The following is a 20,802-nucleotide window of genomic DNA, read 5'->3' as shown; positions in this document are numbered from 1 at the left end:
AATGTCAAATCAGGAAATAATGCCTGCTTTTAACAGTTCTACTTCCATTTCTTTCTGTAGAATCAGCGCTTCCTCCCGTGCCCTTTCAGCGAAATCACGTCCGTTTGAGGCATAGATAATTCCCCTTGTGCTGTTTACTAAAAGCCCGCAATCTTTGTTCATACCAAATTTACAAACATCTTCAAGCGAGCCGCCTTGTGCCCCCACTCCTGGAACCAATAAAAAATGATCTGGTGCATGTTCTCTAATTTTAATAAAGCCCTCCCCACGTGTTGCTCCGACCACATACATCAAATTATCAGGTGTACCCCAAGTATTGACTTTATCGATCACCTGTTCGAACAATTGCAATCCTTCTTTGTTTTCAAAATTTTGAAAGTCCAGGCTACCTTCATTCGATGTCAACGCAAGTACGATTGCCCATTTATCGTTAAAATCCAAAAATGGTGTCACCGAGTCCTTCCCCATATAAGGTGCGATAGTAATACTATCAAATCCAAGTCCAGACGTCTTTTCATCAAAAAATGCCATCGCATAACGTCCCGACGTATTACCGATATCGCCCCTTTTTGCGTCAGCAATACTGAAACAATCCTTTGGCAACGCTGCCCAGGTTCTTTGAAGCGACTGCCAGCCTTTAATACCATAACATTCATAAAACGCAATATTAGGCTTATAGGCAACACATAAATCAGCTGTTGCATCTATGATGGCCTTATTGAAGCTATAGATCGGATCCTCATCATCTAAAAGATGCTCCGGGATTTTGGTGAGGTCTGTATCGAGTCCGACACATAGAAATGAGCGTTTCGCTTTTATTTGATGAATAAGTTCTGCTCTTGTCATACTATATTTAGAGATCTTAAAAATTATTTATTGATTAAATCTTGCATAAATTTGCCTACATCCGGACTTGAATAATCCGCCATACCTTCATGCCGTGTCGCGATCTTACCCGCTTTGTCCAATATCACCGTTGATGGAATCGGTCCCGAGAGCCATTCTTTTGGAATATCGCTATTTGGAAAACTAATTGGTAGGATTAACTGCTGTTCTTTCATGAAAGCCTCTGCCTTAGCCCTGTCGCCTTCAATCTCCACAATTAAAAACACCATATTTGGGTCATCTTTATACCGCTCATAGAGTACATTGATCGAAGGCATTTCGGCACGACAGGGAGCACACCAGGTTGCCCAAAAATTAATAAAGACCACTTTTCCCTTCAGATCCGCCACCTTGATTGTTTCTCCCCGCGAATTGACAAAGGAGACATGATTGAATGAAGTCTCTGGAGCCCGCCTGTCGGATTCTTTAGTAGTTGAAACAAGCTCCAGTTTAGGGTTGAAAAACCCCAATTTCATTAAAAATTGCTGAAAATAACTTCTACTTGTTGGCCAGATCAACAAACCGATGAGCAGTACAAATACAACGTTTCCGATGATGTTTCTTGTCTTTGGACTCATTAGGCAATCCCGGTATTAAGCATCGAACTTATCCAACAGCTTCAATAAGGTCGCAAAATCCTTTGGATAAGGTGCCTCAAAAGCCATCTTAACTCCATTCAACTCAAATTCAACCTGTTTTGAATGGAGTGCAAAACGTTTCATAATAGGCTGCTCCTCTTCATCTTTCGACAATGTATATCCCCTTTTCTTAATTTGGGACAAATACACAGGTTTACCGCGATACATGTCATCCCCCACGATAGCGGCATGTTGTGTGGCGAGGTGAATACGGATTTGGTGCATACGTCCTGTAATAGGTTTACATTCCACCAAAGTATAATTCTTATAGTATTTGATCGAATTGAAGATGGTCTCGGCCGGTTTACCGTTTGCACGGTCAATAGATACGTTTTTATTGCCCTGGTTCAAGATGGGTAAATCGACAAGCAAGTCCTGAAAAGTATGTGTACCTCCTATGACCGCATGATAAATCTTATTCACTTTTCTTTTTTCAAATGCAATGGAGATTGTACGGTATGTTTCTGGATTTTTTGCAATTAGTAAAATACCCGAGGTCTCTTTATCCAGGCGGTGGCACACCTGTGCATCAGGATGATATTTCTTCGCCAAACGAAGAATATTGACCTCCCCTCCCTCACGTTCATCTAACGAAGCGACAAACGGCGGTTTATTGATAACGATCAAATTTTCATCCTCATGGATGATTAATTCTGAAAATTTGGGGAATTTAAATAGACGAGTCTCATTTTGTATCATTCTGCAAAAATACAAAACACAAGGCAGAATATTGGTCAATGTATGATAAAAAGCTTACTTTTGAACACACAATATAAGTTAAGATGTCTGTAAACAAAGAAATGAAACGAGTAAGCACAGCAATGCTGCAAGCCATGAAAGAACGTCAGGAAAAGATTTCTATGCTTACAAGCTATGATTACTCCATGGCCAAAATGGTCGATCAAGCCGGTGTTGACGTTATTTTAATTGGAGATTCTGCTGCTAACGTATTCGCTGGCTACGAAACTACCTTGCCTATCACCCTAGATAATATGATCTACCATGCCGCTGCCGTTGCTAGAGGTACCGAACGTGCCATGGTATTAGCAGATTTGCCATTTGGATCTTATCAGGGCTCCGCCAATGAGGCTTACAATGCCGCTGTACGCATGATGAAAGAATCAGGTGCGCACGCATTGAAACTAGAAGGAGGTCTTGAAATCATCGAAAACATCAAAAAAATCATTGCCGGAGGCATCCCTGTATGTGGACACCTGGGCTTGACTCCCCAATCCATCAATAAATTTGGAAATTTTGGTGTGCGGGCGAAAGAAGAACAAGAAGCCGCTAAATTAATAGACGATGCCCTCGCTTTACAGGAGGCGGGCTGTTTTGCCATTGTTTTGGAAAAGATACCTGCAAAATTAGCTAAAACAGTTACCGAAAAATTGGTGATTCCGACAGTTGGTATTGGAGCTGGACCGGATTGCGATGGACAAGTCCTTGTGGTTAACGATATGCTGGGTATGAATGCTGATTTCAAACCAAAATTTATGCGTCATTTCGCTAATTTGCACGAACAGATCACAACTGCAGTAGCTCATTATGTGGCCGAAGTAAAAGCGGTACAGTATCCGAACGAAGACGAACAATATTAGAAAAATATGCGGTTTTTGATCATTGGACTTATTATTCTTATTGCTTATCTGGTGATACGCAAAAAATTCAATCTATTTGGGTTTACCGAGGATATGTCCAGAAATTTAAAATCAGGTTTTCAGTTGATTGAAGCTTCATCTCCGGTCATCCAGGCAAATCTAAAGAAGAGCGTTTCCAACGCCATGATGGGGGTTGTCCTCATTTTGATCACCGTCTTGCTGTTCATGAAGATAAAAATTGTCCTGTTCCTGCTTCCGATTGCCTTTTTCCTGCTGGGTTATCTTTTTCTGTTCAACAACCACTTTAGTAAGCTCAAAAGCCAGCAAATCTGGTACAATGCCAAAACCAATGAAGTTTTTATTGAACAGCTCAAAGGAGAAAATTATGCTTTTAACATGTTTAAGGACATAGAAGCCGTTCAGAAAATCGAATCAATTCAAACGACCAAAGGTTTATTATACGGCTACTACCGTCTCAAGTTAAAGAACAAAATAGTAGAGATCCCCTATTTGGTCGCCGAAAACAAGCCGGTCAATAATTTATTTTTCGACACCATTAACCAAAATTTCACCATAACTGTTCAAAAACGTATTTTTCCAATCATTTAAAAATGAACAAATTGAATATCTAAAAAGAATGTGGTATATTTAGGTAATTAATAAAATTTGTTAAAACCAAAATATTTCACACTATGGGAAAAGGTGACATCAAGACCAGAAGAGGAAAAATATCGAATGGTTCTTTTGGAAAAAGAAGACCACATGTATCGAAAACTGCAATCAAGGCGGAAGTAAAACAAGAGGCTCCAAAAGAAGTCCAACCAAAAGCAAAATCAAAGAAATAGTAAACAGGAAGCTAGAAAGTTATTTCTAGCTTTTTTTATTTCCAACCATTCGCGCTCGTCCATTTCGCTGTCCATTTGCAAAGTTTTCGTGGTATTGTAAAATCCTTTTGACAACTGATATCGGCATAATAATAAACCTATATTTACCTGTTAAATGTAAAAAGTACATAAGAGACTATATCGTATGAATAAAAAATCGATCATTTACCTCCTTTTGGCCTGTGCTGTGTTTGGAGGTGGATACTTTCTGATAACTGCTAAAAAAGATAAAAAAGAAGCTGATAAGCCCAATGGAAAAAAAGATATGCCCGTCCCCGCACAGGCGATCATTGCCAAATCTTCCGTCGCCGATAGATCCATTAATCTCTCGGGAAGCATTGACGCAGAAGAGCAGGTTGAAATCAGAAGTGAAGTAAGTGGTCGAATCACCAAAATCTATTTCTCTGAAGGACAGCGCATCAAACAGCGCGAGCCCTTGATCAAGATCGATGATATTGAGCTGCAGGCACAATTAAGACAAGCGCAAACAACAAATCAGCTGAATGCCGAAAATGAACGTCGGGCCAAACTGCTGTTGCAAAAAGGAGCAATCAGTCAGGAAGAGTTTGATATTGCCAGTGCAGCCTTAAAAACCTCCTTAGCACAGATCCAGTTGATTCAGGCACAAATATCCAAAACAACCATCCGCGCCCCTTTTAGTGGCATGATTGGACTTCGGAACATTTCCGTAGGTGCCATTGTCTCATCCAGTACCCTGATTACAAATTTAGTGAAGGACAATCTTGTCAAAGTTACTTTTGCAGTGCCCGAAAAATACAGCAATATAGTTAAAATAAATATGCCCATTGAGTTCAGTGTAGCCAACGACCCAACGATCATTACAGCAAACATTTACGCTATTGAACCACAAGTATCACTTAACACCAGAACACTCACTGTCCGCGCCAGAGCGACGAACGATCAGGGCAAATTGAAAGTCGGATCCTTTGTTAACGTTATTGTGCCGATCGAAGTGGAAAACGATGCGATATCCATTCCTACAGAAGCTATTGTTCCCGTACAGGACGGAAAGAAGGTCTTTGTACTACAGCACGGCCTCGCCAAGGAAGTGAAGGTTGAAACAGGTGCACGTACCGACAAGGACATCGTTATTCTATCTGGCATCAGTGCCGGCGACACCGTTTTAACCACGGGCGTTCTGTCTTTAAAAGATGGAGCAAAAGTTAAGGTATCATTAGCTAACTAGTTGTACATGAATTTATCTGCAGTTTTTATTAAACGCCCTGTTTTAACTATTGTCGTCAATATTACCATCATCTTGTTTGGCTATATTGGTTTTAGTTTTCTGGGCGTACGCGAATACCCCTCCATTGACCCCGCCATTGTTTCTGTCAGAACAAATTATGCCGGTGCCAATCCTGATATCATTGAATCTCAGATTACCGAGCCACTAGAGAAGGCCATAAACTCGATCGATGGTATTCGTAACATCTCTTCTTCGAGTAACCAGGGATCCAGCAATATTACCATCGAGTTTGATTTAAAAAAGAACCTGGAGGAAGCCGCAAATGATGTCCGGGATAAAGTATCCCAAGCCGTCCGAAGCCTACCACAGGATATTGATGCTCCACCGGTGGTATCCAAAGCCGATGCGGATTCCGATCCCATTATTACGTTGACATTGCAAAGTGAGACACGCGACAAACTTTCGCTGAGCGACTACGCCGAAAATGTGATTTCTGAAAGGTTACAAACCATCCCCGGCGTCAGCAGCACACAGATCTATGGCCAAAAACGTTACGCCATGCGGCTATGGCTCAATCCCGACCGTATGGCTGCCTATGGTATCACGGCTTCAGATATTCGTACGGCATTAAATAATCAGAATGTTGAATTACCTTCGGGAAAAATTGTCGGAAACACAACCGAGCTCACCGTAAAAACTATAGGCAACCTGTCTACCCCCGAGCAATTCAACAACATCATTCTAAAAGCCGACAGCAGCCGTATCGTCAAGTTTACCGATATTGGTCGGGCCGAAATAGACGCTGAGAATCTCGAAACAAAAATGGTGAGTAATGGTAAACAGCTGGTCGGTATTGCCATTATTCCGCAACCGGGGACAAATTACCTTGATATTGCCAACAATTTTTATAAAATGCTCGATCAGATCAAAGAAGATCTGCCGCAGGATATTATACTCAACATCGCTTCTGATAATACGACATTCATTAAAAAATCAGTTGAAGAAGTCGCCGAGACACTCCTGATTTCGATCATACTGGTCACCCTAATTATTTATTTTTTCTTTCGCGACTGGGGCATAGCGTTACGTCCGTTATTGGATATTCCGGTATCCTTGATTGCGACATTCTTTATTATGTATATTTTTGGTTTTTCCATCAATGTACTGACGCTACTCGCTATTGTACTCGCGACGGGGCTTGTCGTCGACGACGGTATTGTTGTTACCGAAAATATCTTCAAGAAAGTTGAAGAAGGAATGTCTCCAATTGAAGCCGCGCTAAAAGGGTCTAAGGAAATATTCTTCGCTGTTATTTCCATTTCAATTACACTTGCAGCGGTATTTTTACCGGTGATATTTCTTCAGGGCTTTGTGGGAAGGCTGTTCCGGGAATTTGGTGTCGTCATCGCCTCGGCCGTATTGGTTTCGGCATTTGTTTCCCTCACCCTTACACCGATGCTCAACGCTTATCTGATCAAAGGTGGTGGCCACAAAAAGACGAAGTTTTACGATTGGACAGAACCCATGTTTGTCAAAATGAATAAAGGTTATGCCAAGGCTCTGGAAAAATTCATGAAATTCAAATGGATTAGCTTTCCAATTCTGATCCTATGTTTTATCATTATTGGTATCCTTTTCTCCTCCATTAAAAAGGAAACAGCGCCTTACGATGACAGAAGTAACATCTCCGTCAATGTAACAGGTCCTGAAGGTGCCACCTATGAATACATGGATCGCTACATGCAGGAATTGGACAAATTGGTCTACGACTCCATTCCTGAAAACAAAATCAGTTTAAACATTACCTCTCCGGGTTTCGGCGCGAGCTCAGTCAACTCCGGACGTATACGGATGACTTTGGTTGATCCTGGTGAGCGCAAAAAATCACAGGACGATATTGCCAAGGAGCTCACTAAATGGACAAAACAATACGATGCCGTACGCGTCAATGTTTCGCAAACGCCAACGATATCCATGAATCGAAGAGGTGGACTACCTGTTCAGTACATTATCCAAGCACAGAATTTTGAAAAACTTCAGGAAAAGATTCCCGAATTTATGAATGAGGTCAACAGCGATCCAGCATTCTCGACAACGGATATCAACCTGAAGTTCAACAAACCCGAACTGCATGTCGAAATTGATCGTCTGAAAGCACTTAGTCTGGGTGTTTCCGTACTTGACGTTTCACAGTCCCTCCAATTGTTGTTAAGCGGTCAACGTTTCGCCTATTTTATGCGTGATGGCAAACAATATCAGGTCATTGGCCAAGTTGAAAACGACCGTAGAGCTACGCCGACAGACCTTGCTTCAATTTATGTACGTAATAACATCGGTCAGCTTATCCAGTTAGATAACGTCGTAAGCGTCAGGGAAGAAAGCAGTCCACCCCAACTCTACCACAATAACCGGTATATGTCGGCTACAGTTTCAGCTGGCTTGGCGCCAGGCATGAGCATGAGCGACGGAATTGCAGCAATGGATCGCATAAAAGAGAAGGTACTCGACCAGAGCTTCACCACCGACCTTAGTGGTGAATCACGTGACTTCGTTGAAAGTAGCTCCAATACCTTATTTGCTTTTGGTCTTGCTTTATTGCTTATTTACCTGATCTTGGCGGCCCAATTTGAAAGCTTCCTCGACCCATTTATCATTATCCTGACGGTGCCTATGGCCGTTGCCGGTGCACTAATAAGTCTATGGCTATTTGATCAAACCTGGAATATCTTCAGCCAAATTGGAACGATTATGCTTATCGGTCTAGTGACCAAAAATGGTATCCTGATTGTTGAGTTTGCCAACCAAATGCGTGAAGAAGGCATGGAAAAATTTGAGGCAATTATGCACTCTGCCGAATCACGCCTCAGACCGATCCTAATGACAAGTTTGGCCATTGCCTTGGGTGCATTACCGATTGCCATGTCACTTGGAGCTGCCTCAACGAGCAGAATTGGTATGGGAGTTGTGATCGTTGGTGGTACAATATTCTCCCTTATCCTAACCTTGTTCATTATCCCGGCGATCTATTACATGTGGTCAAGACAAAAAAAACATAGACCGGAATTTGATAACATTAAAAGCTACGAATAATAAAGACATGAAGAGAAATTTCATCCTACTAGTATTACTTTACTCCATCATGTTTCAAGCTCGGGCGCAAGAAGTACTGACTTTGGAAGATGCACTGAAAACTACACTGAGCAATAACTTCAATATTCTCCTGGCTAAAAATGACAATAACATTGATAGGGAGAATACCAGTTTAGGAAGCGCCGGTATGCTTCCAGCAGTAACTGGAACGTTCAACAGAAGCAACTCCATCCAGAACTCCAGACAGGTCAGAGCAGATGGTCAAATACAGCAGATCTCCAATGCAAAAAACGACAACATGTCTTATGGAGTCAACCTAAACTGGACGATATTCGATGGATTGGGTATGTTTGCCCGTCGCGATCGCTTCAAAGAAATACAACGCCAAGGGGAAGCGGAGATCAAATATCAAGTGATCACCCAACTCAGCGAAGTCATGGCAACCTATTACAATCTGGTGCAGCAAAAGCGCCTGATAAATGCACTGGATACCACCATTACCTTATCGAGATACCGCGTCACGCTGGCCGAAAATCGCCTGGAGATCGGAAAAGGCTCCAAGCTGGATCTCCTGAATGCGAAAGTCGATTTAAATACCGATCAGACAAACTTACTCAGACAGCAGGAAAGCTTCAAAAATACCAAGACTTACCTCAATCAGCTGATGACACGCGACTTGAGCCTGGATTTTCAGGTTGAAGATGAAATGAAACTTGATACGGATCTTAAACTTGGTAATCTGATCGAAATTGCCGATCGCCAAAATCCACAAATCCAGCTCGCCATCATCAACAATCGGGTGGCCGAACTAAACTTAAAAGCAGTTAAGGCCGAACGTTATCCCAAAATTGGATTAAACAGTGGTTACAACTGGAACGAATCCCACTCCTCCCTCGGTTTCTCGACAGAAAATAAAAATAGAGGTCTTACCTACGGTATATCGGCTTCCCTTAATATTTTCAATGGATTTCTTCAAAATAGAAACGAACGGATCGCTAAATTTCAGATTAAAGGTTCTGAGCTGCAGATACAACAACAAAAACAAGATATTCAGGCACAGGTCAGAACGCTGTTCCAAACCTACATCACCAATATGGAACTGGCTCATGTAGAACGGAAAAACGAGGAGCTGGCAAAAGAAAATTTAAACATCACCATGGATAAATTCCGTATCGGTACCATCACAACTTTGGAAGTAAGAACAGCGCAGTTAAACTACATCAATGTAATGACTCGGAGCTATACAGCACAATATGATGCAAAGGTATCCGAAATAAGGCTAAAAGAATTGACAGGCGAAACATACTAGAAATTTCTTTCAGCATGAGGTCCTCTTCATGAAGGGACAGGATTTTGAAGCGCTTTTCAGCAGCATCTATTCTTAAAAAGCGAAAGGCTCCTTAACTAAATGAGGAGCCTTTCGTTTGTCTATTTAATAGTCTATTGCTATAATAGATTTCAGTGGTATTAACACGCCACTTTTTATCTGAATATATCTATCGGTTAACGACCATACGGTGGTCTCGATACGCTTTGGTCCGGAATCAGTCTCAAAGGCGATTTCAGTTTTGGATTTAAACTCATTTCCCAACCGAAGTGCCCCTTTCAATTTATCCATAAAAGTCGCTGTCTTATCTTCACTCGCCGGGATAAATTTAAATTGAGGAATTTCCTCTTTAGCTATTAGTTCTCCAACCATAATACTAGCATTTAATGTGTAAATTATTGTTTTGCGCTATGCTACTCTTATAACGCTTTAAAGCCAATCTTATTTTATCTCTTTCTGCCATTGGCTTATTTAAATCTACCGATTCCCATGATAAAAATCAATTAAATCCTTGAAAACTATCATTTATTTTACAATAAAAAAACGATTGTACTTTGGACACACTACTCCCCTTTGAGGGTCACCGGCAGGCCCAACAGGCATTTATAACGAGATATCTAAATATAGTGTCATTTCATTTTGAATTTATAGCCCAAATCATTCATATTACCTATTTTTGATCAAAAAAATATGTAAATGGAAAAATCTGTTTTTGAAAAAGAGTGGGAAATTTATTTCACGCAATGCTATTCTAATGGCCGTATTCGTTTCTCCGATTTATCCAATATCCTGCAGCTTACCGCGGGAGAACACGCCAATGCTGTGGGATTCGGTTTTAAAGAAATGGCCAAACATAACCAAACTTGGGTACTTAGCCGCATACGTATAGAGATTGCACGATTGCCCAAATGGATGGACATCGTCAAGGTTAAAACTTGGATACAAGAATTAGAGGGCGCACGCTCAACACGGAATTTCGAAATTACCGTCAATGGACAGATCTATGTTACGGCAACCAGTTATTGGGCTGTCATCAATACCGTGAAGCGGAGCTCTGAAACACTCGCGATTTCCACCGAAAATTTTACCACCTATCCGGATCGTCCCGCAACACAACGGCCATTTTCAAAATTGGATATTTCCCAGACAGTCAAAAATCTTGATGAATATTGTGTTAAGCTCTCGGACCTGGATATTGTCAATCACGCCAACAATGTAAAATACCTGGACTGGTGTATGGACAGGTTGCCCATTGAGCTTGTATTGACCAATCAAATCAAATCATTAGAGATGAATTACCTGCGCGAATTACGCTATAATGATACTGTAGAGATTAATGGTGATGCGACAGATCAGGGTTACTTTATGACAGTGACCAAACAGCAGCGCATTCATTTTGCGCTGGCCATAGAAACAAAATAAAAAGGGGAAACAAAATAAAAACGCGAAACAATAAAAAAAGGGAGGCTACGGGCCTCCCTTTTTATCTTACATAGCGCATCGTTTATGCAAATGCTTTATCGCCTTTTTTGTAAGGAAGGTTACCATCAAATTTTCCCGGTATCTTCACAAAACGCAACGCTTTTGTACAACCCAGCTCCGAGTTAAAGAAACCAGTCAATGTCAATTGTTTGAACATCGTAAACCAATGTGGTGGATCGTTCTCAACATAATTATACAATTGATTTTGTTTTTCTTTATTCTTCTCCAGAATATCCTTTTGATCTTCAGCTTGCTTTTTATTAAACTCGTTTGCTTCTTTGTCCAAAGCAGCCGCAACAGCTGTTCTGTCTGCCGCAGAAAGCTCCAGGAATGGCTTGCCTTTCACCTCTTTTGCCTTATCATCTAAGCTCGCAAAACCAGTTAAAAATGCTTTTTGTTGCTTTTCGGTATAACAGTCACGAACCATGACCGGAATAAAACTTCCTACCCCTGCTTCTTTCGCACCCGGAGTTGCGGTAGCTGGTAAGATTGCTTCAGCCAAGTCACCTAATAAATCAGTTGTCTTCGCTTCAAATAATGCTTGCACATCTTTGGTTGCTGAGCGTGTACAACCTTCCAAAAATAAATTAGCGCCGATAACGGTACCTCCTAAAATTAAGGCAACTCGTTGTAATGCTTCTCTTCTATTCATACTACTAAATATCTTAATTTTAGAAATTATATTTCATTTCCCAACCTTGTCTGTAATTACGTTTTACATATTGATTGACGTTGTCAAAGTTGGTGACACGCATGTTATCGTTATCCCACAACAATTTCAGGTTACGTCCAGGGTATTTACCATCAATACGTAAATCAGCACCTCTGATTGCCAGGTTAGCCATTAATAAAGCTTCTGTCAACGGACCTGCTATTTCAAAAGGTGAACTTACTTCTTTCTTGCCGTATCCAGCCTGACAAGCTTCAACCCATTGTGCGTAGTGTCCACCTTCTTGTCCTGGTACACGGGCATATTTCTGTGCCACCTGCTCTTTTCTTGAAGTCGGCAACAAGCGTGCATTCTGGCCGTAGGTATCCGCAAGGATTTTACCTTTTGTACCTACAAGTAAGATACCGTTACCACCATCACCAAAAATTTCGTTTGGACCTAATTCATCCGGGCGAGCAGGCTGAATACCACCATCCATCCAATGTAAAGTCACCGGACCATTGGTACGTGGTGTTTTAGGGAATGTTAATGTCGCATGGCTCGATGGAGGACAGCTTTCAGGGAAATATCCACGTTTGAATTCATCCACATACACCGATCCTACAGTTGCCTGTACATCCTGTACATAAGTCAATCCCAAGGTACTGAAAGGAACTTCCAACAAGTGACAGCCCATATCGCCCAATGCGCCAGTACCATAATCCCACCAGCCGCGCCAGTTGAAAGGCACCAATTTATCCACATACTCTTTATAAGGCGCTGTACCTAACCAAAGGTCCCAATCCAATTCTTTTGGAACTTCGGCCTTGCCTGTAGGCCATGCAATACCTGAAGGCCATACCGGACGATCTGTCCAACAATATACCGTATGTACATCACCGATCAGACCTGCTTCGTACCATTCACGTACAAAACGTGGTCCATCATTCGATGCACCTTGATTTCCCATCTGGGTAACCACTTTATATTTTTTAGCTGCATGCGTCAATGCTCTCGCTTCCCATACATCGTGAGTCAACGGTTTTTGAACGTACACGTGTTTACCCAATTGCATAGCTGCAAGTGCCTGAATGGCATGTTGATGATCTGGAGTTGATACAGAAACGGCTTCTATACGTTTGTGCTCCTTATCCAACATCTCACGGTAGTCTTTGTAATACTTTGCTTTCGGGTAACGTTTCAACGCACCAGCTGCACGACGGTCGTCCACATCACACAAGAAAGCAAGATCTGCTTTTCCTGAATCATGGAATGCATTGATGTCACTAAAACCTTTACCCCCTACACCAATACCTGCTACTTGTAATTTGTCACTTGGAGCTGTAAAGCCATTTCCGCCCAATACATGGCGAGGGACGATCATAAAAGCCGCAGCAGCTGTTGCCGCGCTCTTTATAAAACCTCTTCTACTCGTCTTATTTGAGTTATTTTCCATTGTTATCAATCTTTAGCTATTAGATGTTACCTTTTTTCAATTCGCTTACTGCGAAATCAACCGCACGAGCAGTAAGTGCCATATACGTCAATGAAGGGTTGACACAACCTGCAGAAGTCATACAAGCACCGTCCGTTACGAAAACATTCAATGCATCCCAAACTTGGTTGTTACCATTTAATACCGAAGTTTTTGGATCACGTCCCATGCGGGCAGTTCCCATTTCGTGGATACCTTGGCCCAAACCATATACGTTATCGTACGTATAGGTATCTTTTACGCCAATGCTTTCCAACATTTCCTTCATTTCATTTTGCATGTCGCCACGCATCTTCAATTCATTATCCTTGATCTCAGCGTCAAATGATAATACAGGTAAGCCCCATTTATCTTTTTTGCTCTTGTCAAGTGTAATTTTATTTTCGTGATATGGCAAGGTTTCTCCGAAAGCAGTAAAACCAACAGTCCAGTCACCTGGCTCACAGATCGCATCTTTCCATGCACCACCAACTTCCATCTCGGCAACAGCACCAGACCAACGTCCACGACCTGCAGCACCCTGGTAACCAAATCCACGTACATAGTCACGTTTTTTGGTATCACCTTCTACATTTACAAAACGTGGCACATACAAGCCTGTTGGTCTACGACCATATACATAGCTATCCAAATATCCATCTATTTTACCTCCGGCACCACAACGGAAATGGTGATCCATCAAATTGTGGCCCAATTCACCGCTACTGCTACCCAAACCGCCTTCCCAAACATCTGTAGCTGAGTTCATTAACACCCAAGTCGAGTTCAATGCAGATGCACAAACAAAAATTACTTTAGCGAAAAACTCATACGTTTGGTTTGTTTCAGCATCAACAATTTCAACACCTTTTGCCTTTTTCGTGTTTTTATCGTAGATAATCTTTGTTACGATAGAAAAAGGACGTAAAGTTAGATTGTTTGTTTTACGTGCTGCAGGAAGAGTTGCCGATTGCGTACTGAAATAAGCACCAAAATTACAACCCAACCAACATTGATTTTGATATTGACAATTTACACGATCATGATGCGGAACAGTAATGTTGGCTGTTCTACCCATGATGAAATGACGTTGACCACCATATTGCTTTTTCAAACGCTCAGCCAGGTCTTTTTCAACAATGTTCATCGCCATTGCCGGCATGTAATCTCCATCTGGCAAAGATGGTACACCATCTCTATTTCCGGAGATACCAGCAAATTTTTCAGCATAACTATACCAAGGGGCAATATCCTTATAACGAATCGGCCAATCCACACCGTGGCCATCTTTTAAGTTAGCTTCAAAATCCAAATCGCCCAAACGATAAGATTGTCTTCCCCACATTAAAGAACGTCCTCCAACATGATACCCACGGTACCAGTCAAAACGTTTTACCTCTGTATAGGGACTCTCTTTTTCATTTACCCAAAAATCCAGGTTCTTCTCATTCAACGGATAATCTCTACGCAAAACCGGATATTCTTCGATCATTTTTTGTGTACGACCGCCAGCATGAGGCCATTCCCATGGATTTTTATTTGGCGCAGTGTAATCCTTAATGTGTTCAATGTTACGACCACGCTCCAGCATAATTGTTTTCAGCCCTTTCTCTGTCAATTCTTTCGCAGCCCATCCACCACTTATCCCCGAACCGATTACAATTGCGTCATAAGTATTTGTTGCCATCTCTCTTCTAATTATTTGTTTTTAAATAGTTATTTTTTCTGTTTAGTGTGCAGCATTTGTACTGTCGATCTTTTCGTCCTTAAATAAAGCTAAAAAGATAAAAAATACAACAGCTGCGATAATTGCAGGTACAACCCAGGTATGATTCCAGAATGCCGCCATATCAGTTGCTTTCAATTCTTTGTACTTATCTCCAACATAACTTGCTACCCAGAATCCGATCAACTGTCCAACACCATAGGTTGCCAAGGTAATCAAACCCTGTGCTGCCGATTTGTATTTAACCCCCGCTTTGCTGTCTGTATAAATTTGTCCCGAAACAAAGAAAAAGTCATAACAGATACCGTGCAATGCAATACCGATCAACAACATGAATGATAATTCCCCTGCATTGCCATAAGCAAATAACAGGTAACGGATTACCCAGGCCAACATACCGACCAAAATTGTTTTCTTGAAGCCAAATTTTGTAAAGAAAACTGGCAAGGCCAATAAAAACAATACCTCAGATGCTTGACCGATTGTCATCTTACCTGTTGGATTTTCCAATCCTATTTCGGTAAGGAACAAGTTTGCATTTGAATAATAAAATGCCAATGGAATACAGATCAATACCGAAGAAACGAAAAAGATCAAGAAGTTTTTGTCTTTCAACAATTTGATCGCATCCAGACCAATGATTGATGCAAAGGACGGTTTTTCGTTTTCATCCAATTTAACCGGCGGCGTTTTAGGTAAGGCGAAGGAAAATACCCCTAGTACCAATGAAGCTACACCTGACATTAAGAAGGTATTTTTCAAAGCTCCCTCTGATGCAGCAGCATCCCATCTAAAGATATAACTGATTGCTAAACCTGCTACAATCCAACCAATTGTTCCCCATATACGTATACCTGAAAATTGTTTTTCCGGATTGGTCAATTGGCGAAACGAAACTGAACTCGCCAAGGCCAATGTTGGCATATAAAGCACCATATAAGCCAATACATATGGATAAAAAGTAGACATATCTGCAGCACCATACATTTGGTACATTAATACTGCACCGACCAAGTGTAAAACACCCAAAATGCGCTCCGCATTAAAATAACGGTCTGCAATCATTCCGACAATAAAAGGCGCGATAATCGCTCCCAATGATTGTGTTGAAAATACATTGGCCATTTCAAAATCCGTTGCATGTAGATTTTTGCTCAAGAAAGTACCTAATGTGACAAACCATCCCCCCCAAATAAAAAATTCGAGGAACATCATAAAGGATAGTTTAAATTTTATTGTTGATGAAATCATAAAAAAAATGGTGTTTTACAATACTACTAATTGGTTTTACCTGCTCAATTTAAGAAATTAAATCTAATTGTCAATAGTACACTATTAAAATATTACAAAAAGCTATCGACCTCGCGATATGCCGCCACCAAGCGATCCTCACCCTCTTTACCAGGCTTGGAAATACCATGCTCCATCCCCATGATACCCTTATATCCTTTACTATGAATGTGTTTGAATACGTTTTTATAATTGATCTCGCCCGTAGTCGGTTCTTTACGACCTGGATTATCGCCGATTTGAATATACGCAATTTCATCCCAACAACGATTCATATTTGCAATTAAATCTCCTTCGGTACGCTGCATATGATAAATATCATATAAAATTTTACAGGATGGACTATTCACGGCCTTACATAAAGCATAGGTCTCATGCGTTTGCTGCAAAAACAAATCTGGTGTATCACTTAAGGTTTCCAACACCATCACCAAACCATGTGGTTCAAAGATCTCCGCACCCTTACGCATCGCAGTAAGGATATTGCTGAACTGATTACCCCAAGGCAGTTTTCTTTCATAAAAGCCCGGTACCACAGTCAGCCATTTTGCGTTACAACGCTTGGCAGCTTCGACAGACTTCTTGCATGTTTCGACAAACTTGTCCAAATACTCCTGTTTTCCTGTCGCTAAAGAAGGCATCCAGTTTTGTCCGCCATCCACAACAAATACACCCATGGTCATGCCTAACTTCGCTAATAAATCACCGATCTTCTGCTGCTCGTTCAATGTTCTACCCAAATAGCCATTATCTTCTATTCCACGGAATCCCAAATCATACATATACCGAATTTCATCCAGGAAACTATCACCTGCATGATTTTTGAACATTCCCTGATGGGGAGCATAATTTAAATTGAATGTCTTTCCTTTATCCATCGTATTTGCTGTATTTTGAGTTGTAGACGCAAAAGTCTGTCCAGCTAGTCCTGCCCCCGCGGCCAAAAGACTACCTTTAATAAAATCCGATCTCTTCATTTTATTTATAATTGATTAATTTTTAAATAATTTACCAAATCCATCCGAATAAATCGTTTCTATGGACTGATTTTTATTTTTAAAAATGACAAAAACCGCCACACCTTTCAATTTTTTGGCCTTTGTCTTAATTTGTTCGGGTTCCATGCCCATAAAATAATTATCCAGTGCATCCGCCTCCATGGCAGTCTTCGCATAGACGCTGACACTCAATATATTGGTCATGTATGGAAAACCCGAAACAGGGTCAATATGATGACCCAATTTTTTCCCTTTGTATTGAATAAACTTTTCGAAACTGCCGGCTGTTGTCAGCGCCCCTTCATTGAGCTGCGCAACAGCAGTCATCAATTCCTCCCCACTTTCACCATCGGGCTGAACAATACCAATGGAAAAGCCCTGCCCACCTGGCGGAGTTCCCAAAGCCCTGATTTCACCACCTACCTCGACCATATAATTGGCAATTCCCTTACGTTCGAGATAGTCGGCCAAGACGTCTACCGTATACCCCTGTGCAATACCATTAACATCGATTTTAATCCCCTGTTTCTTTTTAATCAGCCGGTTGCCGCTGACCTTCAGGTAGTGCATTCCTACCAGTTCCTTCGCTTTTCGTACCGTCGCCGAATCCGGGGCCACCGGGCTCTTATTAGCACCAAAGCCCCATAGGTTGACCAGCGGGGCAATAGTGATATCGAATTGACCTTTCGATAATTTGTGGTATTTAAAGGAAGCATTTATCACCTTAGCCATGTGGCTATCCATCACAACAGACATTACCGTATCTGTATTGAACTTGGATATCCTCGAGTCTTTGCGGTAAATTGACATCGACAAATCGATTGCCGTTAAGATACTGTCAACTTCCGACCGCCTAACAAGACTGTCGGAAGCGAAGTAAGTGATATGGAATTGGGTACCCTGCGCGGGTCCCTCCAGCCGAATTTTATGGGGTTTCGTTGCCGGTATCTGCGCCTGTGCATCAATGCAACAAATCGTAGCAAAAAATAGAAGGCACAAATTCCACTTTAATCCCATCGGCCCAATTGCTTAAATATATAAGTTGGTGTTTTGACCAGGCATCGCTACTGGGTAAAAACCTTCTGCATCCGGAAGTAATTTTGGTTTAGCATCCCAAGCAAGTACATCTGGTCCCAATTTGATGGTCGATTTCAAGGCTTCATCCCACTTGATTACCTTACCGGTATAACAAGCGATACGTCCGATAATACCTGTTAACGTACTGTAAGCACCATATTCTGCATTATCAAATTTATATTCGCCTTTCGAAATTGCCGTAAATAGTTCTTTATGTTCTTGTTGATACGGGTTTGGATTACCCTTCGCATCATGGCGATAGATTTCTTTTCCCTTCCAGTCGTACAATACAGCCTGTCCACCTGCAGAAAGATAAGCACGTCCTTTCGTTGCCTGGAATTGCTCGTCTACACGGTTATGTATACCTTCGAAGTGTCTACATTGACTATAAACAACGCTGTTGTCGGCATAGGTCAATTCTAATGCAAAATTATCATAGATTTCACCATACTCTTTGCCGGTGCGGTGTGCCCTGCTACCTGTACCTTGGATCGATACCGGGTAAGCACCTTTCACCCAATTGGCGATATCAATATTATGTACGTGCTGCTCTACGATATGATCGCCACATAACCAGTTGAAATAATACCAGTTACGCATTTGGTACTCCATTTCAGTTTGCTCTGGCTTACGCGGACGCACCCATACACCACCTGAGTTCCAATAAACTTGTCCCGAAGTAACATCACCGATTGCACCCTCGTGAATACGTTTGATCGCCTCACGGTAATTCGTTTGATAACGGCGCTGTAACCCGACTACAACATTCAATTTTTTACGTTTAGCTTCTACAGCCACGCGTAAGACCTGCTGTACACCAGGAATATCAACAGCAACCGGTTTCTCCATGAAAACATGTTTACCTCGACGGATCGCTTCCTCAAAATGCATTGGTCTAAATCCTGGGGGAGTCGCTAAAATAACAACATCGGCCAATTGAATTGCATCTTTATATGCATCGAACCCCACAAATTTGTGATTGTCACTTACATCGATCTTATCTTGCCATTTTTCCTTCAGCGTTTTATAAGTACTCTCTAAATTATCTTTAAAAGCATCTGCAAGAGCCACCACTTTAATGTTCATGCCCGAACTTAGCGCATCAAATGTAGCTCCAGTTCCGCGGCCCCCACAGCCCACTAAGGCAACTTTGATAACATCCGAACCAGCGGCATATGCACCTGATAAAGGCATTGAGCTCAGCACAGCGCCTCCAGCAACTACAGCAGAAGTTTTAATAAAATCTCTTCTTTCTAGATTTTCCATAACAGTTTTATATTGATTATTTTATATTAAAAGTCTTTGATTGGCTGTTTATCGTAATAAGCCATAATCTCTTCGTGACTAGGTGGGTTGAGGGGTCTGACTAGTCTCATACCCACGAATGGGGCTTCTGGAAACCACCAGTTACTTTTTGGAATTTGTGGATCCAACTGTTTCCATACGGGATCTGAGGCACCACGCGCTGCAGAGCGCATGTCCTCGGCACCACTGTCAAAAGCACCACCACGTACAACATGTGGATACAGGGTTGTCGGAACGACTACAGGATTAGTCAATACCTTGCCTTTACCTTCATTGTAACTATCGGCCTTATATTGATCATAAGTCCATTCGGCAACATTGCCATAAATATCATAAAGGCCCCAAGGATTCGGTTTCTTCTGTCCTACAATATGTGTTTTCTGTTCAGCATTATCTTTAAACCAGGCATAATCTGCTAATGGCGTTGCTTGATCACCGAAAAAATAAGTCGTCTTTGAACCTGCTCGAGCTGCATATTCCCACTCGGCCTCTGTTGGTAAACGGTAAAATACACCGGTACGGACATACAGCCACTTACAGAATTGAATAGCATTGTAATGGGTCATCGCTAGGGCCGGGTGCCCTTCCTTTCCAAAACCAAAAGTCATATCCAAATAAGGTTTGGTCGGTCGCGTAACGGCATCAATCTCTTTCGATACTTTACCGTCCTTACTCTTTGCGATCTCATAATCTTTATACAGAAATGGCTCAAACAGATCCCAGGTTACTTCATACTGGCCCATCCAAAATGGATCCAACTTCACCTCGTGTGCAGGTTTTTCATCCTCTTTCCCACCACTTGTAGTTCCCATTTTAAAACTACCGCCAGGGATTGCCAGCATTTTGAACGTCAGATTAGTCCCTTCAATAGGTTGTTCATAAGGTTCGAAAGCTTTCTGAGCCATAGCGTGCACGCCGGCAAATAACAAAACAGGAATAAAGATTCTTTTTAACATATTTAGGTTTGTAATTAAAGACTAAAATATAAAATAAGGTGTATACTTTACACTTTGACACTATAACTTTTTTATTACAGTTTAATTCTTAACATAATAGTCCATTCGTAATATCGATTTAGCCAGATGCTGGCAAGTATCCAGGTTAACTTAACTAGCCTGAAAATCAAGATCAATAAAAAAGGTTTTCCATTCTCATGGAAAACCTTAATATCT

At 41.4% G+C, this 20,802-nt stretch carries 19 protein-coding genes; 7 read left to right on the top strand and 12 right to left on the bottom strand.

The window, feature by feature from the left end; all coding sequences use genetic code 11:
* Positions 1-9: 9 nt before the first annotated feature.
* The 3 genes from pyrF to B3P16_RS16940 are packed head-to-tail and all read right to left on the bottom strand — an operon-like array spanning position 10 to position 2,222.
* Positions 10-846: an orotidine-5'-phosphate decarboxylase gene (pyrF, locus tag B3P16_RS16950; protein WP_070561124.1), complete on the bottom strand. Its 837-nt coding sequence runs from the start codon at positions 844-846 to the stop codon at positions 10-12.
* Positions 847-869: 23 nt separating this feature from the next.
* Positions 870-1,463 carry a TlpA family protein disulfide reductase gene (locus B3P16_RS16945; RefSeq protein WP_286843647.1) on the bottom strand — a complete coding sequence of 198 codons (594 nt, stop codon included), beginning with the start codon at positions 1,461-1,463 and terminating at the stop codon, positions 870-872.
* 15 nt (positions 1,464-1,478) lie between these two features.
* Positions 1,479-2,222, bottom strand: coding sequence for an RluA family pseudouridine synthase (locus tag B3P16_RS16940; RefSeq protein WP_046672902.1), 744 nt, complete (start codon positions 2,220-2,222; stop codon positions 1,479-1,481).
* 83 nt (positions 2,223-2,305) lie between these two features.
* Between B3P16_RS16940 and panB the strand changes: the two genes are divergently transcribed.
* The 6 genes from panB to B3P16_RS16910 all read left to right on the top strand — a co-directional run bounded on the left by panB (position 2,306) and on the right by B3P16_RS16910 (position 9,611).
* Positions 2,306-3,121: a 3-methyl-2-oxobutanoate hydroxymethyltransferase gene (panB, locus tag B3P16_RS16935; RefSeq protein WP_070561127.1), complete on the top strand. Its 816-nt coding sequence runs from the start codon at positions 2,306-2,308 to the stop codon at positions 3,119-3,121.
* Between the two features lie 6 nt (positions 3,122-3,127).
* Positions 3,128-3,730 (top strand): hypothetical protein, encoded by a 603-nt coding sequence (locus B3P16_RS16930; protein ID WP_070561128.1) that lies wholly within the window; start codon positions 3,128-3,130, stop codon positions 3,728-3,730.
* An 83-nt stretch (positions 3,731-3,813) separates the two neighbouring features.
* Positions 3,814-3,966, top strand: coding sequence for a 30S ribosomal protein THX (locus B3P16_RS16925; RefSeq protein ID WP_070561129.1), 153 nt, complete (start codon positions 3,814-3,816; stop codon positions 3,964-3,966).
* A 184-nt stretch (positions 3,967-4,150) separates the two neighbouring features.
* Positions 4,151-5,212: an efflux RND transporter periplasmic adaptor subunit gene (locus B3P16_RS16920; protein WP_286843646.1), complete on the top strand. Its 1,062-nt coding sequence runs from the start codon at positions 4,151-4,153 to the stop codon at positions 5,210-5,212.
* A 6-nt stretch (positions 5,213-5,218) separates the two neighbouring features.
* Entirely contained in the window at positions 5,219-8,302 is a 3,084-nt protein-coding gene (locus B3P16_RS16915) for an efflux RND transporter permease subunit (RefSeq protein WP_204991110.1), read from the top strand.
* Positions 8,303-8,309: 7 nt separating this feature from the next.
* A complete protein-coding gene (locus B3P16_RS16910) occupies positions 8,310-9,611 on the top strand; it encodes a TolC family protein (RefSeq protein WP_286843644.1) in 1,302 nt (433 codons plus the stop codon).
* 123 nt (positions 9,612-9,734) lie between these two features.
* Here the strand turns inward: B3P16_RS16910 and B3P16_RS16905 are convergent, their stop codons facing one another.
* Positions 9,735-10,001, bottom strand: a complete 267-nt coding sequence (locus B3P16_RS16905) for a hypothetical protein (RefSeq protein WP_172462508.1) — start codon at positions 9,999-10,001, stop codon at positions 9,735-9,737.
* Between the two features lie 324 nt (positions 10,002-10,325).
* Here B3P16_RS16905 and B3P16_RS16900 point away from each other — a divergent pair, with 324 nt between their 5' ends.
* Positions 10,326-11,051 (top strand): acyl-[acyl-carrier-protein] thioesterase, encoded by a 726-nt coding sequence (locus tag B3P16_RS16900; RefSeq protein ID WP_070561133.1) that lies wholly within the window; start codon positions 10,326-10,328, stop codon positions 11,049-11,051.
* 82 nt (positions 11,052-11,133) lie between these two features.
* Here the strand turns inward: B3P16_RS16900 and B3P16_RS16895 are convergent, their stop codons facing one another.
* The 8 genes from B3P16_RS16895 to B3P16_RS16860 all read right to left on the bottom strand — a co-directional run bounded on the left by B3P16_RS16895 (position 11,134) and on the right by B3P16_RS16860 (position 20,586).
* Entirely contained in the window at positions 11,134-11,763 is a 630-nt protein-coding gene (locus B3P16_RS16895) for a gluconate 2-dehydrogenase subunit 3 family protein (protein ID WP_286775268.1), read from the bottom strand.
* 19 nt (positions 11,764-11,782) lie between these two features.
* Positions 11,783-13,216 (bottom strand): Gfo/Idh/MocA family protein, encoded by a 1,434-nt coding sequence (locus tag B3P16_RS16890; protein ID WP_070561135.1) that lies wholly within the window; start codon positions 13,214-13,216, stop codon positions 11,783-11,785.
* Positions 13,217-13,235: 19 nt separating this feature from the next.
* A complete protein-coding gene (locus B3P16_RS16885; RefSeq protein ID WP_070561136.1) occupies positions 13,236-14,921 on the bottom strand; it encodes a GMC oxidoreductase in 1,686 nt (561 codons plus the stop codon).
* Positions 14,922-14,963: 42 nt separating this feature from the next.
* A complete protein-coding gene (locus tag B3P16_RS16880) occupies positions 14,964-16,208 on the bottom strand; it encodes an MFS transporter (protein WP_115049605.1) in 1,245 nt (414 codons plus the stop codon).
* 95 nt (positions 16,209-16,303) lie between these two features.
* Positions 16,304-17,227: a hydroxypyruvate isomerase family protein gene (locus B3P16_RS16875; protein WP_286843641.1), complete on the bottom strand. Its 924-nt coding sequence runs from the start codon at positions 17,225-17,227 to the stop codon at positions 16,304-16,306.
* A gap of 15 nt (positions 17,228-17,242) precedes the next feature.
* Positions 17,243-18,265, bottom strand: a complete 1,023-nt coding sequence (locus tag B3P16_RS16870; RefSeq protein ID WP_286843639.1) for an FAD:protein FMN transferase — start codon at positions 18,263-18,265, stop codon at positions 17,243-17,245.
* 12 nt (positions 18,266-18,277) lie between these two features.
* Entirely contained in the window at positions 18,278-19,591 is a 1,314-nt protein-coding gene (locus tag B3P16_RS16865) for a Gfo/Idh/MocA family oxidoreductase (protein WP_286843637.1), read from the bottom strand.
* A gap of 26 nt (positions 19,592-19,617) precedes the next feature.
* Positions 19,618-20,586 (bottom strand): formylglycine-generating enzyme family protein, encoded by a 969-nt coding sequence (locus B3P16_RS16860; protein WP_070561140.1) that lies wholly within the window; start codon positions 20,584-20,586, stop codon positions 19,618-19,620.
* Between the last annotated feature and the right edge of the window lie 216 nt (positions 20,587-20,802).

The organism is Sphingobacterium sp. UBA7631 (assembly GCF_002483935.1).
Taxonomy (GTDB): Bacteria; Bacteroidota; Bacteroidia; order Sphingobacteriales; family Sphingobacteriaceae; genus Sphingobacterium; species Sphingobacterium multivorum.
The sequence above is the reverse complement of the archived record's forward strand: the minus strand, read 5'-3'. Positions and strand labels throughout refer to the sequence as shown.

Excerpts from the sequence above, each read along its gene's own strand:
- pyrF (WP_070561124.1), bottom strand. The coding sequence starts at position 846 with ATGACAAGAGCAGAACTTATTCATCAAATAAAAGCGAAACGCTCATTT.
- B3P16_RS16945 (WP_286843647.1), bottom strand. The coding sequence starts at position 1,463 with ATGAGTCCAAAGACAAGAAACATCATCGGAAACGTTGTATTTGTACTG.
- B3P16_RS16940 (WP_046672902.1), bottom strand. The coding sequence starts at position 2,222 with ATGATACAAAATGAGACTCGTCTATTTAAATTCCCCAAATTTTCAGAA.
- panB (WP_070561127.1), top strand. The coding sequence starts at position 2,306 with ATGTCTGTAAACAAAGAAATGAAACGAGTAAGCACAGCAATGCTGCAA.
- B3P16_RS16930 (WP_070561128.1), top strand. The coding sequence starts at position 3,128 with ATGCGGTTTTTGATCATTGGACTTATTATTCTTATTGCTTATCTGGTG.
- B3P16_RS16925 (WP_070561129.1), top strand. The coding sequence starts at position 3,814 with ATGGGAAAAGGTGACATCAAGACCAGAAGAGGAAAAATATCGAATGGT.
- B3P16_RS16920 (WP_286843646.1), top strand. The coding sequence starts at position 4,151 with ATGAATAAAAAATCGATCATTTACCTCCTTTTGGCCTGTGCTGTGTTT.
- B3P16_RS16915 (WP_204991110.1), top strand. The coding sequence starts at position 5,219 with ATGAATTTATCTGCAGTTTTTATTAAACGCCCTGTTTTAACTATTGTC.
- B3P16_RS16910 (WP_286843644.1), top strand. The coding sequence starts at position 8,310 with ATGAAGAGAAATTTCATCCTACTAGTATTACTTTACTCCATCATGTTT.
- B3P16_RS16905 (WP_172462508.1), bottom strand. The coding sequence starts at position 10,001 with ATGGTTGGAGAACTAATAGCTAAAGAGGAAATTCCTCAATTTAAATTT.
- B3P16_RS16900 (WP_070561133.1), top strand. The coding sequence starts at position 10,326 with ATGGAAAAATCTGTTTTTGAAAAAGAGTGGGAAATTTATTTCACGCAA.
- B3P16_RS16895 (WP_286775268.1), bottom strand. The coding sequence starts at position 11,763 with ATGAATAGAAGAGAAGCATTACAACGAGTTGCCTTAATTTTAGGAGGT.
- B3P16_RS16890 (WP_070561135.1), bottom strand. The coding sequence starts at position 13,216 with ATGGAAAATAACTCAAATAAGACGAGTAGAAGAGGTTTTATAAAGAGC.
- B3P16_RS16885 (WP_070561136.1), bottom strand. The coding sequence starts at position 14,921 with ATGGCAACAAATACTTATGACGCAATTGTAATCGGTTCGGGGATAAGT.
- B3P16_RS16875 (WP_286843641.1), bottom strand. The coding sequence starts at position 17,227 with ATGAAGAGATCGGATTTTATTAAAGGTAGTCTTTTGGCCGCGGGGGCA.
- B3P16_RS16870 (WP_286843639.1), bottom strand. The coding sequence starts at position 18,265 with ATGGGATTAAAGTGGAATTTGTGCCTTCTATTTTTTGCTACGATTTGT.
- B3P16_RS16865 (WP_286843637.1), bottom strand. The coding sequence starts at position 19,591 with ATGGAAAATCTAGAAAGAAGAGATTTTATTAAAACTTCTGCTGTAGTT.
- B3P16_RS16860 (WP_070561140.1), bottom strand. The coding sequence starts at position 20,586 with ATGTTAAAAAGAATCTTTATTCCTGTTTTGTTATTTGCCGGCGTGCAC.